Origin of the sequence: Salinivibrio proteolyticus (assembly GCF_027286365.1) — a bacterium.
Taxonomy (GTDB): domain Bacteria; phylum Pseudomonadota; class Gammaproteobacteria; order Enterobacterales; family Vibrionaceae; genus Salinivibrio; species Salinivibrio proteolyticus.
The window spans coordinates 1110560-1125590 of sequence record NZ_CP114584.1; the positions used below are offsets into that span (position 1 = coordinate 1110560).

14 protein-coding genes are annotated in these 15031 nt (G+C 50.4%); 11 read left to right on the plus strand and 3 right to left on the minus strand.

Annotation, left to right across the window (positions count from 1 at the left end; all coding sequences use genetic code 11):
* Window positions 1–159 precede the first annotated feature (159 nt).
* The gene (gene metG, locus N7E60_RS05350; protein WP_077455184.1) at window positions 160–2196 is read right to left on the minus strand and encodes a methionine--tRNA ligase; all 2037 of its coding nucleotides are present in this window, start codon (window positions 2194–2196) and stop codon (window positions 160–162) included.
* 208 nt (window positions 2197–2404) lie between these two features.
* Here metG and apbC point away from each other — a divergent pair, with 208 nt between their 5' ends.
* The 5 genes from apbC to N7E60_RS05375 all read left to right on the plus strand — a co-directional run bounded on the left by apbC (window position 2405) and on the right by N7E60_RS05375 (window position 8301).
* Window positions 2405–3457, plus strand: a complete 1053-nt coding sequence (apbC, locus tag N7E60_RS05355) for an iron-sulfur cluster carrier protein ApbC (protein WP_269598547.1) — start codon at window positions 2405–2407, stop codon at window positions 3455–3457.
* Window positions 3458–3601: 144 nt separating this feature from the next.
* A complete protein-coding gene (gene udk, locus N7E60_RS05360; RefSeq protein WP_069588827.1) occupies window positions 3602–4246 on the plus strand; it encodes a uridine kinase in 645 nt (214 codons plus the stop codon).
* A gap of 83 nt (window positions 4247–4329) precedes the next feature.
* Window positions 4330–4917 (plus strand): dCTP deaminase, encoded by a 588-nt coding sequence (gene dcd / locus N7E60_RS05365; RefSeq protein WP_069588830.1) that lies wholly within the window; start codon window positions 4330–4332, stop codon window positions 4915–4917.
* 122 nt (window positions 4918–5039) lie between these two features.
* A complete protein-coding gene (locus N7E60_RS05370) occupies window positions 5040–7184 on the plus strand; it encodes an AsmA family protein (protein WP_269598548.1) in 2145 nt (714 codons plus the stop codon).
* 58 nt (window positions 7185–7242) lie between these two features.
* Window positions 7243–8301: a metal-dependent hydrolase gene (locus tag N7E60_RS05375; RefSeq protein WP_269598310.1), complete on the plus strand. Its 1059-nt coding sequence runs from the start codon at window positions 7243–7245 to the stop codon at window positions 8299–8301.
* A 64-nt stretch (window positions 8302–8365) separates the two neighbouring features.
* Here N7E60_RS05375 and cobO read toward each other — a convergent pair whose 3' ends face one another.
* Window positions 8366–8956 carry a cob(I)yrinic acid a,c-diamide adenosyltransferase gene (gene cobO / locus N7E60_RS05380; RefSeq protein WP_269598311.1) on the minus strand — a complete coding sequence of 197 codons (591 nt, stop codon included), beginning with the start codon at window positions 8954–8956 and terminating at the stop codon, window positions 8366–8368.
* 87 nt (window positions 8957–9043) lie between these two features.
* Here cobO and N7E60_RS05385 point away from each other — a divergent pair, with 87 nt between their 5' ends.
* The 3 genes from N7E60_RS05385 to N7E60_RS05395 all read left to right on the plus strand — a co-directional run bounded on the left by N7E60_RS05385 (window position 9044) and on the right by N7E60_RS05395 (window position 10668).
* Complete coding sequence (locus tag N7E60_RS05385) at window positions 9044–9817, plus strand: dienelactone hydrolase family protein (RefSeq protein WP_269598312.1); 774 nt, start codon at window positions 9044–9046, stop codon at window positions 9815–9817.
* A 1-nt stretch (window position 9818) separates the two neighbouring features.
* A complete protein-coding gene (locus tag N7E60_RS05390) occupies window positions 9819–10124 on the plus strand; it encodes a Dabb family protein (protein WP_069588837.1) in 306 nt (101 codons plus the stop codon).
* Between the two features lie 76 nt (window positions 10125–10200).
* Window positions 10201–10668: a low molecular weight protein-tyrosine-phosphatase gene (locus tag N7E60_RS05395; protein ID WP_096631347.1), complete on the plus strand. Its 468-nt coding sequence runs from the start codon at window positions 10201–10203 to the stop codon at window positions 10666–10668.
* 78 nt (window positions 10669–10746) lie between these two features.
* Here N7E60_RS05395 and N7E60_RS05400 read toward each other — a convergent pair whose 3' ends face one another.
* Entirely contained in the window at window positions 10747–11505 is a 759-nt protein-coding gene (locus tag N7E60_RS05400) for a DNA repair protein (protein WP_077455177.1), read from the minus strand.
* Between the two features lie 387 nt (window positions 11506–11892).
* On the opposite strand from N7E60_RS05400, the gene cysB reads away from it, so the two are divergent.
* The 3 genes from cysB to N7E60_RS05415 all read left to right on the plus strand — a co-directional run bounded on the left by cysB (window position 11893) and on the right by N7E60_RS05415 (window position 15023).
* Window positions 11893–12867 carry an HTH-type transcriptional regulator CysB gene (gene cysB, locus N7E60_RS05405; protein WP_269598313.1) on the plus strand — a complete coding sequence of 325 codons (975 nt, stop codon included), beginning with the start codon at window positions 11893–11895 and terminating at the stop codon, window positions 12865–12867.
* A gap of 88 nt (window positions 12868–12955) precedes the next feature.
* Window positions 12956–14155 (plus strand): methyltransferase, encoded by a 1200-nt coding sequence (locus N7E60_RS05410; RefSeq protein ID WP_269598314.1) that lies wholly within the window; start codon window positions 12956–12958, stop codon window positions 14153–14155.
* Between the two features lie 142 nt (window positions 14156–14297).
* Window positions 14298–15023: a sulfite exporter TauE/SafE family protein gene (locus tag N7E60_RS05415; protein ID WP_077641080.1), complete on the plus strand. Its 726-nt coding sequence runs from the start codon at window positions 14298–14300 to the stop codon at window positions 15021–15023.
* Window positions 15024–15031 lie beyond the last annotated feature (8 nt).

Genomic DNA, 15031 nt, shown 5'->3' on the forward strand with positions numbered 1-15031 from the left:
AAACTGCGCCGTTTTCGCACTGTGCTGGTGAAGTGATGCACTGTTTTGACGCATTGGCGAATGTTTCACTAAAAGCGCGCATAAAAAAGAGAGCCATCAAGGCTCTCTTTTACGCTCATCTCAGCACCGCAAGGTGGCGCGGTGCCAGTGAGTCTTGGCTTACATCACACGCATGCCGGCTTGGGCGCCTTCGTGTGGTTCAAGGATCCACAACTCTTTGCCACCCGGTCCCGCAGCGAGGATCATGCCTTCTGACATGCCAAATTTCATTTTACGTGGCTTCAAGTTTGCGACCATCACCGTGTGTTTACCGACTAAATCCTCAGGCTTGTAAGCCGATTTAATCCCAGAGAACACTTGGCGAGTTTCACCACCAATATCGAGCTTAAACTTGAGCAGCTTGTCCGCTTTAGGCACGGATTCACATTCCAAAATTTTAGCCACACGCAGATCGACTTTTGCAAAATCGCCAAACTCAATTTCCTCAGCGATAGGATCATCCGCTAAAGGACCTTGCGCTTTCGCTTTTTCTGCCTCTTCCACCGCGACATCTTCTTTGCTGTCGGCAATCATGGCATCCACCGCTTTCGGATCGATACGGCTAAACAGCGCTTTAAACTTGCTAATGGCGTGGCCTGTCAGTGGCTGAGCAATGCTTTCCCAAGTCAGGGTGTCATTCAAGAATCCTTCGGCACGCTCTGCAAGCTGAGGCATCACAGGTTTCAGATATGTCATGAGCACGCGGAATAGGTTAATGCCGACAGAACAAATAGCTTGAAGCTCGGCGTCTTTGCCTTCTTCTTTAGCAACCACCCAAGGGGCTTTCTCATCGACATACTGGTTTGCTTTGTCTGCCAAGGCGATGATCTCGCGAATAGCGCGATTGTATTCGCGTGCTTCGTAAAGCTCACCAATGTGCTCGGCTTTGTCGACAAATGACTGATAAAGCTCAGGCTCAGCACAGGTATCGGCCAATTGGCCATCGAAACGCTTGCTAATAAAACCAGCGTTGCGCGAAGCAAGGTTGACCACTTTATTGACGATGTCTGAGTTTACGCGTTGGATGAAATCATCCAAGCTCAGGTCAAGGTCATCGATACGGCTGTTTAGCTTCGCGGCGTAATAGTAACGCAAACACTCAGGGTCGAGATGTTTTAGATAAGTGCTGGCTTTGATAAATGTCCCTTTCGATTTGGACATTTTCGCGCCGTTTACTGTTACATAGCCATGCACAAAGACGTTGTTTGGCTTACGGAATCCAGCGCCATCCAGCATCGCTGGCCAGAACAAGCTGTGGAAATAGACGATGTCTTTACCGATAAAGTGATAAAGTTCGGCTTCGCTATTTTCTTTCCAGTATTCGTCAAAGTCGATGTCGTTGTGCTTGTTGCAATAGTTTTTGAACGAGCCCATATAACCAATTGGGGCGTCGAGCCAAACGTAGAAGAACTTACCGGGTTGGTCTGGGATCTCAAAACCAAAATAGGGCGCATCACGCGAGATATCCCACTGTTGTAGACCGGTTTCGAACCACTCGTTCATTTTGTTGGCAATTTCGCTTTGCAGCGCACCTGATTTGGTCCAGGTATTCAGCATTTGCTCAAACTGCGGCAAATCAAAGAAAAAGTGTTCAGAGTCGCGCATCACAGGGGTGGCACCGCTGACTGCCGAGCGAGGATTAATGAGCTCCGTCGGTGCATAGGTTTCGCCACAGTTGTCACAGTTATCGCCATATTGGTCGTCGGCGTGACATTTCGGGCACTCACCTTTGACGAAACGATCCGGTAAGAACATTTCTTTTTCAGGATCGAACAGCTGTGAAATCGTACGGCTGGTGATATAGCCTTTATCGCGCAATTGGGTGTAAATGAATGACGCCAACTCGCGGTTTTCTTCGCTGTGTGTGCTGTGATAGTTATCAAAGCTGATGTTAAAGCCATCAAAGTCGGCTTTATGCTCTTTTTGCACATCGGCGATCATGGCTTCGGGCTCCACGCCCATTTGCTGCGCTTTCAACATAATAGGCGTGCCGTGAGCATCGTCGGCACAAATAAAGTGAGTGGTATTGCCGCGCAGGCGCTGATAGCGGACCCATACATCTGCCTGAATATGCTCGAGCATGTGGCCCAAATGGATTGAGCCGTTCGCATAAGGCAGCGCACAGGTCACCAAAATTTTACGTGGGTTTGCAGCCATAATCTTGTTTGTTCGCTCTTATGATATGAATGGAATGATTGCGGAAATCTTACCTGATACGATATGCCTTGCCTAGAGCAAGGCCGTGTCATAAGGCGTTTACGCATAATTGGTTAGGGACGCGGACCCAAATAATGAATAAATTGGACGGTGAAGCATGTTTTTTGGCGGCAAAAAGAACAAATCAACGAAAAAAGCGGCATCAGTGATGAGCCAAGACGCAGCGGTGACGTTACTTAATCAATTCTCTCATCCGGGGTTGATCGACCAATGGGCCAGCCAGCCGCATTGGGTCAAGGATCATGAAAACAGTATTGAGGTGGTGTTTCCTTTTGCCGCGGGGTCGATCATCCAAGCGCTCTCTGACTGGCTCGCCGTACAGGTACCGGAAAACGCAAGCCAGTTTTCATTGACCCAGCGCGTCGCTCCGCTGAAAGCCGGTGACAAAGCGCCGGTAAAAGGGGTGAAAAACCTGATTGTGGTCAGTTCGGCAAAAGGGGGCGTTGGTAAGTCCACCACAGCGGTGAACTTAGCGCTCGCCTTGCACGCGGAAGGGGCAAGTGTGGGGCTGTTGGATGCAGATATCTATGGACCATCTGTGCCTCTCATGCTCGGTGCACAGCATAGCGAACCGCAAACCCACGATGGCAAACTGATGGAGCCTGTGTCGCGCTATGGCATTGTCTCGAATTCGATTGGTTATCTTGTCCCGGCCGACAACGCGACAGTTTGGCGTGGTCCGATGGCGTCGAAAGCGTTCGCTCAATTAATCAATGAAACCCACTGGCCTGACGTGGATTATTTGGTGGTAGATATGCCACCGGGGACGGGCGACATTCAATTAAGTTTGGCGCAACAGTTTCCGGTAAACGGCGCGGTGGTCGTGACGACGCCGCAAGACCTTGCACTCGCCGATGCGATAAAAGGCGTGGCGATGTTTGAGAAAGTCTCGGTCCCTGTGTTAGGGGTGGTTGAAAACATGAGTTATCACATTTGTTCTCACTGTGGGCATCATGAGGCAATTTTTGGCACGGGCGGCGCGGAAAAAATGGCGAAGCAGCAAGGCACGCCAGTTTTGGCGCAGGTGCCATTGCATGTATTCATTCGTGAAGACATTGATAGCGGAAAGCCAAGTGTCGTGGCACGTCCTGAGAGCGAGCATACCCATGCGTATCGTGATATGGCGAGCACGGTGGCGAGTAAACTGTATTGGCAAGGTGAAACGCGTCCTGAACAGATAGCTATACAAACCTTGTCCTAGAGGTTGAGCACGGACCGCTGTTGAGACGCGAATGCCGGCTGATGTGGCGATCAAGCAAGATTTTCACTGGCGCCAGCCGGCTCAACTCCCTATAATCAGGCGGTTTATGTTGATTCCGCCAAGTTTCCTCTGGGTATTCATATTATGAGTGATAACAACCACCACTGCGTTATTATCGGCATCGCAGGCGCCTCTGCATCCGGTAAAAGCCTTATCGCCAGCACCATTTATAAGGAATTAAAGGAAAAAGTCGGCGATCATCAAATCGGCGTGATCACGGAAGATAGATACTACCGCGATCAAAGCCACCTCAGCATGGAAGAGCGCGTAAAAACGAATTATGACCACCCACAGGCACTGGATCACGATCTGTTGTGTGAGCATTTGGAAGCATTGGTCGCCGGTCAGTCGGTTGATGTGCCAGTTTATAGTTATTCTGAGCACACCCGAATGGCGGAAACCACGACGATGACCCCGAAAAAAGTCATTATCCTCGAAGGTATTCTGCTGCTCACCGATCCTCGTCTTCGCAATTTGATCCACGCTAGCGTCTTTATGGACACCCCACTTGATATCTGTTTGCTACGCCGCATGAAACGTGATGTTGCCGAGCGTGGCCGCACCATGGATTCTGTCATGGAGCAATATCAAAAGACGGTCCGCCCTATGTTTATGCAGTTTATTGAGCCGTCAAAACAATATGCAGACATCATTGTGCCTCGCGGGGGTAAAAACCGGATTGCCATTGATGTGCTAAAAGCGCATATTGCCCGTTTGCTAAAAGCGTAAACCAACCGATAATCTAGCGAATAGCGGCACATGCGACCTTGCGTGATGCCGTGTTCTAAAACCATCTACAGTGAGGAACCCCGATGCGACTGTGCGACAGGCATATCAAAGAGCACCTCGATGATGGCCGCATCAAAATTGATCCGCGTCCGGCTGATGCATCGATTTCAGGTGTCACGGCTGATGTGACTCTAGGTAACCAATTTCGTGTCTTTAATGATCATGGCGCCCCCTACATCGACTTGTCTGGCCCAAAAGAAGAGGTCAATGCGCAACTCGAAAAGGTGATGAGTGATGAAATCGAGGTTGCTGAAGGGGAGGCATTTTATTTGCACCCCGGGCAGCTGGCTCTGGCAGTCACTCATGAATCCGTGACGTTACCCGATGATATTGTTGGCTGGCTTGATGGCCGTTCATCATTGGCGCGTTTGGGACTGATGGTGCATGTGACTGCGCATCGTATCGATCCAGGTTGGTCGGGCCGCATTGTGTTAGAGTTTTATAATAATGGCCGCTTGCCACTTGCACTGCGCCCAGGCATGCCCATTGGCGCGCTTAGTTTTGAGCCCATGTCAGGGCCGGCAGAGCAACCCTACAATAAGCGTGATAACGCCAAATATAAGAACCAACAAGGGGCGGTCGCCTCGCGAATTAGCCAAGATAAGGCTTAACTATCAAAATGCGCCTACGGGCGCATTTTTTGATGAAATGGAACCAGATTGTCGAACTGTGGTCGATAACGCTATCAAATATAACGCGTTATTTTCGCCACGCGAACAAGGAGCATACAGTGATGGTAAAGAAAATTGCGGCGATAGTGGCTGGGTTACTGGTCATCCTTATCGGTGGTCTGGCCGCCGTTGTCGCCACCATTAACCCGAATCAATTTAAGCCGATGTTAGTTGAGCAAGTGAAACAGCAAACTGGCTTTGATTTGGTCATTGATGGTGATATCGATTGGCAGTTTTGGCCGAGCTTGGGCTTCTCAGTGGCGGATGTGGCAGTGAAAAACCGCCCCGGGTTTGATGAGCCAAACTTGCTCGCGCTGTCGCGCGCGCAAATGTCTATTGATGTGTTGCCTTTACTGTCTCAGCAGCTCCATGTGGGTGAAATCTTACTGCAAGATCCGCGTATTTTTGTCCAAACGCTTGCCAATGGTGAAACTAACCTTACCCCACAGCAAGCCGAGTCTGAAACCACCACGGAAAGCACACCTGTGACACCGAGCAACTCAGCATCACCAGCCGAAACACAGGCTGCTGGCTGGGATATAACGCTACAAGGGTTGCGTGTCAGTAATGCCAGTGTGCTGCTCAAAGATGATCAAGCGAGTACACAGACACGCCTTGATGAGGTGAATGTAGAGATTGGCAATTTGGCACCGGCGGTGTGGACGCCGGTAAGCGTTTCGCTGGTGGGAAGCCAAAATGCAGAAACCTTTTCCCTGCAAGGCCAAGGTGATGTGAAATTGATGACCGATCCGATGCAAAGTCAGTTACGTCAGTTTGCGATGACATTATCTGCGCAATCGGGAGACGTGACACTGCGCGAAGCAAATCTTACCTTAGAAAGTTTTGCGCTGGATGAAGCTTCAGCGCTTGGGTTTAACGCCAAGTTAAAGACCGCAGATATGGACGTAGAAACGTCGGGTAAAGCGCAAGTCACGGTTGCGTCGTCTTTGAGGCAGTTTGCGATTCAAGGGCTGGATATGTTGACTACGGTCTCGGGTGAGGCGGTGCCTAACCAGTCAATCACGCAGCAGCTGGCAGCGGATATTGATTATGATATGGACGCGAATGCGGTCACGGTGACGGATCTTGTTGGTCGTTTAAACACCGACCAAGTGATCGTGGATGGCAAAGTGGCCGTCAAGCTCACTGATATTCCCCAAGTTCGTTTTGCGCTGAACACCAACCGCATTGATGTGGATGCATTACTGCCCACGACGACAGAGGCGCCCCAACAAGATAAAGGCAATGCCGCTTCGGCGTCTTCATCATCGGCAGCCCCACAAGAGCAAACCACGCTAGCATTGAGTCGAGAAGAGCCTGATCTATCCGCGCTACAACAATTGGATGTAGCGGGAACCCTTGCCCTTCAAGGACTCAAAGTCGCTAACGTCGAACTCGGTCAAACTGAAACCGAAGTGGCCATTAACCGGGGTAAAGTCACCTTATCGCGCTTTGTGACAGAGGCCTATCAAGGCACGGTATCGGCAAGTGCGGTATTGGATGCGTCAGTCTCGCCGGCACGGTACGAGGTCAGCAAGCGGGCGCGAGGTATCGAGGTGCTACCGCTGCTTCAAGACGCTGCCGAAGTTGATCTATTAGCAGGCAAAGGAAACGTTGACGTCAATGTACAAGGTAAGGGGCTATCTCCTTATGCATTGCGTGAAGCCATCAATGGCCGTGTTGCGATCTTCTTTGAAGACGGTGCAATCAATGGGATCAATTTGGCGCAGATGCTGCGTGAAGCCAAGGCAACGCTCAAAGGTGAGAAGTCGGAATATGTTGACGAAGTCCGTAAAACCGACTTCAGTGCGCTGACCGCAAGCTTTGTGCTTGGAAATGGGATGGCGCGGACCAACGATTTATTGCTGGAAGCACCTGCGTTGCGCGTACGCAGTGAAGGGCAGACAGATTTATTGAAAGAGACGCTCGATTTTGCGGTGTATACCTCAGTGGTCGAGACCAGCAAAGGCCAAGGCGGCAAAGACATCGATGAACTGCGGGATGTGACCATTCCCGTTGATGTTGCGGGAACATGGCAGGCGCCAAGCTACAAACTCGACATTAAAAAGCTACTGAGTAGCAATAAAGTGCTGGAAGAGAAAGCGCGTAAAGAAGCGCAACGCGGCATTAAAAAGTTACTCGGGGATAAAGCCGATGACGAGAAAGTGAAAGAAGCCGCTGACAAGTTACTCAACTTGTTTAAATGATCGCTTTATGCGGTACCAAACTATGTAATACAAACGGGATAAAGGACAGATATCGCATATGGATTCTGTAACACAAGCTGCCTTGGGCGCGGCTGTCTCGGGTGTGATCGCAGGCCGACGCTGTAGCCCTAAGGTGCTCTTAGCGGGGGCTCTGTTAGGAACCTTACCAGATCTCGACGTCGTGATTGATTATGGCGATCCGGTGGCGAATACCGTCAACCACCGTGGCTTTAGCCATTCACTGTTTGTGTTACCGCCCTTGGGTGTCGCGATAGCGGCACTCTGGTGGCGCTTGAGTGATAAAACATGGCCTTTATGGCAGCTGATGGTGTTGGTGGTCAGTGTGTTGGTTACCCATCCATTACTTGACGCCATGACGGCGTATGGCACACAGCTCTTTTGGCCGCTAGATAAGCCGCCTGTTGCGGTCGCCAGTATTTTTATCATCGACCCCTTGTATACGCTACCACTGCTGATCGGTGTGCTTGCGGCCCTAGTATGGAGAACGAACGCAGCAAGGCTATGCGTGGTTGGACTTATCGCATCGACTCTTTATTTGTTAAGTTCTGTGTATCAGCTTGAGCAAATAAAAGCGCGCGTGGCGCAACAAACCCAAGGTACTGAGCTGGCGGGAAAGCCCATGTTTATTACCCCCACACCGTTTAATACGGTGCTTTGGCGTATTGTGGTGAGAGGTGAGCAGACCTATTGGGAAGGACTCGCCTCGCGACTGGACAAAACGCCTGAGATTGATTGGATGGCGTTTGAGCAGCAAGGATGGCCACTGGCGGAGTCAGAATCATTGACCGCCTTGCGCTTTTTTGCACGAGACTTTTTACGCTATGAAAATCGTGGGGGGCAGCAAGTTGTCACAGACTTGCGATTAGGTATGGCGAACTATCGGCCGTTCCAGTTTTTGCTTGCCGAGCAAAGTGACCAAGGAGAATGGCGCCCTGTTCCCCCGCGTCAGCTAGAGCCAGGGCCGGTCTTGCCTCGCACTATCCCTGCCCTCTGGCGGCGCTTACTCGGCGACCAGTCGATTGATGCTTTGTTGTGTAATCAAAAAGATTGCTACCCGAATGAGGAACAACAGGCAAAGGTCCGTTCATCCTCCTGAGGTTGGGCAGCAGCATCACTAAAAATGGGCGTATTCGCCCATTTTTTTATGGTTAAAACCAGAACTACCAGTCGATACCTTGGCGCGCTTTGATCCCAGCATCAAACGCATGCTTCACGTTACGGACTTCTGAGACCGTATCGGCCATATCTACCAACTGGCGGTGGGCACCTCGGCCGGTGATAATCACTGATTGGTCGGCGGGCCTTGCCTGTAATGCGGCGACCACGCTGTCTAGTTCAATATAACCGTAGGTGATCATATAGGTGATCTCATCAAGAACGACCAAGTCGTAGTTTGGATCAGCCAGCATGGATTGGCAGTGTTGCCAGATTTGCTGCGCGGCTTCCGTATCCGCGGTTTTGTCTTGGGTATCCCATGTAAATCCGGTGCCCATCACGTGAAAGTCAACGCCATGCTGCGATAGCAGATCGCGCTCGCCACATGCCCACGTTCCCTTTATAAACTGCGCCACCCCGCATTTGAGCCCGTGGCCTGTTGCTCGTGCTACTGTACCGAAGGCAGAGGTTGATTTGCCTTTTCCATTCCCCGTTATTATCAGCAGTAATCCTTTTTCTTGCTGAGCCGCTTCTACGCGGGCATCAACCATCTCTTTGAGTTTTTGTTGGCGTTTTTTATGACCCTGTTCAGACATTTGATTTCCAATAAACGATGAACCTGTGTCTATAGTAAAGAGACCATGCACTGAATACCACCCATACCTAGACCAACCAAGGATGAAATGATGAAACAAACAATGCGACGTCTAGCGGCAGTAACATGTCTTTTCTCACTTCCGGTATTGGCGGGAGAGCAGATCGATTATCAATGGGACAATGAGATGTTTTCCGGGTATCTAGCGACCCCTAGCTCGGTTGAAAAGGGCAGTGTGGTGATCATCCATGACTGGGATGGGCTGACTGAGTATGAGCAGCAACGAGCGGACATGTTGGCGGGAATGGGGTATCGTGTTTTTGCGCTTGATATGTTCGGTAAAGGGAACCGGCCTCAAACGCTAGAGGCGAAGCGGGCGGCGACAGGCGCGCTGTATAAAGATAGAGCACGGATGCAAACCTTAATTCAAGCGGGCATGGAAGCGGCAAAGTCGCAAGGGATTGAGGCGCCTGTGGTGGCAGGATATTGCTTTGGCGGGACAGTGACACTCGAACTTGCACGCAATCCGCAGCAGATGCCAGTCAGTGGTTATGCCAGTTTTCACGGTGGCTTGGAAACCCCAAGTGGGCAGGCGTATTCACAAGATATTGCACCACTTTTTATTGCTCACGGTGGTGCGGATAAAGCCGTTCCCATGAGTGAATTTGCGCAGCTGATTAATGAACTCGAAGCTGCCAACCTTGACTACTGGTCGCAAGTGTATGCTGGGGCACCTCATGCCTTTACTGTCTTTGGTTCGGAGCGTTATCGCGAACAAGCCGACAAGCAGTCTTGGCAAGCATTCAATCAGTTCCTTTCCGAACAATTAAGCGTCGATTTGGCAAATCAACAAGGAATTTAAAATGATACGTCATGTACTGGTAGTACGGTTTGTGCCCAATGCACGCGATGCGCAGATTCAGGCTGTCCGTGATGCGTTCGAGGCGATGCCCTCAACTATTGAAGGTGTAGAGTCGGTAGAGTGGGGCGAAAACAATAGCCCAGAGGGGAAAAACCAAGGCTACAGCCATGTGATTTTAATGACCTTTCGTGATGAGACGGCGCGACAAACCTATTTGCCCCATCCTGCACACGAAGCGTTAAAGGAAGTGTTTCGTCCCGTGATTGAGGATTTAATTGTGATTGATTATACGGTGGCACTAAGCTAGTCGCGCAAATAGACGACCTGATACACTGTGAGCTCGCAGGCAAAAGGAGTAATAGTGAATGAAGGAAGCGGCAACGATACCCAGTGTGTTGGTGGTGTGTTTAGGCAATATCTGTCGCTCACCGACAGCTGAAGCCGTGCTAAGAGCACGTGCTGAGGCCAGAGGACTGGCGGTTCGTATCGACTCGGCAGGGACGGCGGGATACCACCAAGGTAATCCGCCCGACCCACGTAGTCAAAAAGCGGGAGAAGCGAGAGGGTATTCCTTCGCAGGTATTCGTGCTCGACAGATCCAGCCCGATGATTTTGCAAAACACGATATGATATTGGCGGCGGATCAGAGCAACTTATCCGACTTACAAATGATGTGTCCGGACGCGCATCAATCCAAGCTCTCTTTGTTTTTAAGTTGGAGTGAGGGCGAAGAACAGGAAATCCCCGATCCCTACTACGGTGGCGCGCAGGGCTTTGAAAAAGTCTTGGATTTGCTGGAAGAAGCGTCGGATGGGGTGCTTGACCATATCAAAATGCGATTTAGCGCTTAAGCCGGAGATGCCGGCGTTAAGCCAATAAAAAAGGCGCGATAAGCGCCTTTTTTGAGTCTATTATTCGCTTTGAGCCCATCACCATTTTTTCTTTGGTGCGAAGAGTTCGTCGAGTTCGCTCTTCTCTTGCTCTTGATCGGACTTGTTCTTTTCGTGACCGGTATTGAGTGTTTCTGTCACCTCAGTGTGCATTTGCTGAAGGCGTTCTTTCATTTGCGCCGAGTAATTGTCGTTTTTGGTGCCCAATACATCGATCGCTTTCTTCAACAATTGTTGTGCCGTTCCTAACTGGCCTTTGCGCTTCGCTTCGTTAGCGCGCTTCACCACGTTCTCAATATTGATTTTGAGCTGCATCTGCTCAAGGCGCGCATTTTCAGCCACAAAGGCTTGGGTTTGTAAACGGCCTTTTGAGTGCTCTGCTTTAATCACTGAGCGAAGGCGCTTTACCAGTTTCAGCATGGAAATGGCTTGGCGGTCGCTATCTGGGACACGAAATGATGTCGATTCTTTGTTCGAGAAACTCTGTTTAATTTGGTCAATTTGCGCTTGCGTGGCGCTGATACGCTGCGGAATAGATTTATCTGAGTTATCGATCTCATGCATTGCTTTGAGTGAATCAAGGATCTTCTTGTTCAAACAAACTAACAAAGTCCCGCTATAAGGCAGGTTATGAGCGTTACCAATTAGCTCTTCGGTAGCGTCGATTACCGCAATGTGTTTGGCCATTTCTTGACGCTTATGCGATTCAATCTGTTTGCGCTGTTGAGCCAAAATGTTGTAGCCGACAATCAGGCCGAGCAATATGACACAAAGGCCAGCTATCAAGGCAATATTCATAATTCAGCGTCGATGTTCCTTGTAATAAACTCAACTGATTAAGATACACGATCTCTAAGGTCAGAGATAGCATGAATACAGGTGTTAACACGGTTCAGTGATCCGTCTCTAACCTGAGTTTCAACCTCACTTACGTTCGATCTCGCGTCAGCTTGTTTGAGTGTGGCCCATGTTGGTGGAATTCGCGACTCTAATTGCTTGATTCTGGGTTTTCCTCGCAGGAATATTCCATCCTTCTCACACCATAGGCACAGGATCGATTAGTGAATGTGCAATCACTAACGTTTATATAACCAAAGCCTATTAAATAATCGAATTTGGGTATATAAATGAAGAAGAGAAATCCCAAGGCGGTCACTTTTATTACGAGGCTCATGCGTCTGCACTATGAAACTACAACAGCTTAGATACATCGTTGAAGTCGTCAATCATAACTTGAATGTGTCTGCGACGGCAGAGAGTTTATATACCTCTCAGCCAGGGATCAGTAAACAAGTCAGGTTGTTAGAAGATGAGCTGGGCGTGCAGATTTTTGAGCGGAGCGGTAAGCACTTAACCAAAGTGACACCAGCAGGTGAGGCGATTGTCTCTATTTCGCAAGATATTCTCTCACGGGTTGAGAGCATTAAGGCGGTGGCAAGCGAGCACACCCACCCAGAGATGGGGAACCTGAACATTTCAACCACGCACACCCAAGCGCGCTATGCACTGCCTGAGGTGATCAAAACCTTCACTGCGCGTTTCCCGAAAGTGTCGTTGCATATGCACCAAGGCACACCTACGCAAATCTCAGACTCGGTCGCTAAAGGGACGTCGGACTTTGCGATTGCAACGGAAGCCTTTCACCTCTATGAAGATCTGGTGATGCTACCTTGTTACCACTGGAATCGCTCAATTATCGTTACCCCAGATCACCCACTGGCGCAGAAAAAGCAGATCACCATCGAAGATTTAGCGGCCTATTCACTGGTGACCTATGTGTTTGGCTTTACTGGTCGCTCAGAGCTAGATGAAGCCTTTCATCGCGCTCATCTCACCCCCAAAATTGTCTTCACCGCGACCGATGTCGATGTGATAAAAACTTATGTGAAATTGGGGCTCGGAGTCGGGGTGATTGCCAGTATGGCGATGGACAGTCATACAGATACCGATTTGGTAGCGATTGATGCGAGCCATATCTTTGGCGCCAGCACCACCAAGATTGGCTTTCGCAAAGGAACCTTCTTACGAAGCTATATGTATGACTTTATCGAACGTTTCGCGCCTCATTTGACGCGCAACGTTGTTGACCAAGCCGTCGCACTGCGCTCTAACGAAGAAATTGAGGCAATGTTTAAGGACATTCCACTACCGATTCGATAAAATAAGGGATTGCCATTAGGGCTGCTTCGGCAGCCCTTTTTGATCCCAGTAACGCCGCTATTTGTCGACCAATCAAGGTGCCAGCCCGATGCCTAACTCGTTATATCTTGTTCAATTTAAGCAACTGACCGAATTGCTGGTGGACTATCAGTGGTTATGGCGACCCATGCCGATGGCACATGCGCGTCTGCCTTGGTCATCGTGCCCTGAACTGTGTGAATGGCTTTCAACGCTCGACATTTCAAAGGCCGCGCAATGGAAGGCGGCGCCGAATCAAGTGGCAGAGCAACTGGCGAACTGGTGGCCAGCGTTGGCCGCGATTCCACGCTTAACGGATGTCCCAGAGGCTAAGATGGCAGCAGTGGCTATGGATGAGCGGCTTGGCGTAGGCGTCCCCGGGCGGAAGTGGGCGCAAATCCGCACTTACTTGAGCGCCGTCCCCACACAGCCATCAACGCAACGATATCTAGAGTGGTGTGCGGGGAAAGGATATTTAGGCCGGGCTGTGGCGGCAAGTACACCCGCGCGAGTGGACAGTTTAGAGTGGCAGCAGGCGCTTTGTGAACAAGGCCAAGCTTATGCTGAACAGCACCAGTTGCCGATGCAGTTTCATCACCTAGATGCCTTTAGTGATGCGGCATTACCCGTGATTCATCGCTGCGATCATGCCTTGGCGCTGCATGCTTGTGGCGATCTGCATGTGCACCTATTGCGCCAAGCGGTTGCGGCCGATCTTAACGCGATAAGTGTATCACCGTGTTGTTATCAATTGATCACGGGTAAGACGTATCAACCTTTGTCAGATGCGGGGCAGCAAGCAGGATTGGTCCTGAGCAAAACCGATCTTAAAATCGCGGTTCAAGAAGCGGCCACCGGTGGTGAGCGTGTCCGTCGTCAGCGCTATCAAGAAGTCACGTACCGGTTAGGGTTTGATGAGTGGCAGCGTGATGCTTTTCAGTCTGACCAGTATTTACCGCTGCCGGCGATTCAAAAGTCGCAACTGAATGATGGCTTTGAGGCGTTTTGTCATTGGGGCGCGACGCAAAAAGGCTTAACCGTATCTAGCGATACCGACTTTACGCCGTATTTGGCTCGGGGAGAGACGCGATTTGTGATTCTGGAACAAATCAATGTCGTGAAGTCTGCGTTCCGCCGAGCCTTAGAACTCTGGCTAGCGCTCGATCGGGTGCTGTATCTTGAGCAACATAACTATCACGCCGATCTCGTCCAGTTTTGTGCACCGAGCTTAACGCCACGCAATCTGCTTATTCATGCCACGCGTCGCTAAGGAAAGCGCTTCGCCAGCACGTTGCTTACGTGTTACGTAGAATTGACACGCCTGAGTAATCAATCTGTTAATGAGTGATAGTATCGCGTGCGCTTAGCCGCTAGAATTTCGCGCAAATAACTTAATATAAAGAAGCTTTACTATGGCAGATTTAAGCGTGTCATTTGCCGTGGCCGTGATCCTAGGCTTAGGCTGTTTTGTGCAAAGTTTAATTGGTTTTGGCATGGCGATTGTTGCTGCGCCGCTGCTGCTTATGATTGATCCGAAATTGGTCCCAACCACGATTTCAATGGTGGGGCTGACCCTCGCCAGTATCAATGCGTGGCAGTATCGCCACCAACTGTCCTTTCGTGATTTAAGCTGGGCGTACTTGGGGCGTGTGCCTGGCACCATGCTAGCAGGCGCCATTATGTTGGTGGTAACGACGCAAATGCTAGAAATCATCATTGGCACGGCGGTCTTACTGGCAGTGTTTGCCAGTATGGCACGCCTCAACATTGCACCGAATCGCCTCAACTTCTTTATTGCTGGGTTTACATCGGGGGTCATGGGCACCACAACCAGCATCGGTGGGCCGCCGATGGCACTGGTATTGCAGCATGCGGAAGTGAATAAGATGCGTGCCTGCTTGGCCGGCTACTTTGTGATTAGCTGTATCTTGTCATTGATTGCGCTGGGCGCGACGGACTATCTTACTTGGTGGCATGTTCAGCAAGCCGCATTCGCGGTGCCCGCGGTTTTACTCGCAACATGGTTAGCCTACCGTGTCGCGCCGAAGGTGAAGCCTGTACTGGTTCGGCGCGCTATGTTGGTGCTGTGTACGTTAGCAGGGGTGAGTACCTTGGTCAGAGGGCTTTTAGGTGGGTAGAGGCACAT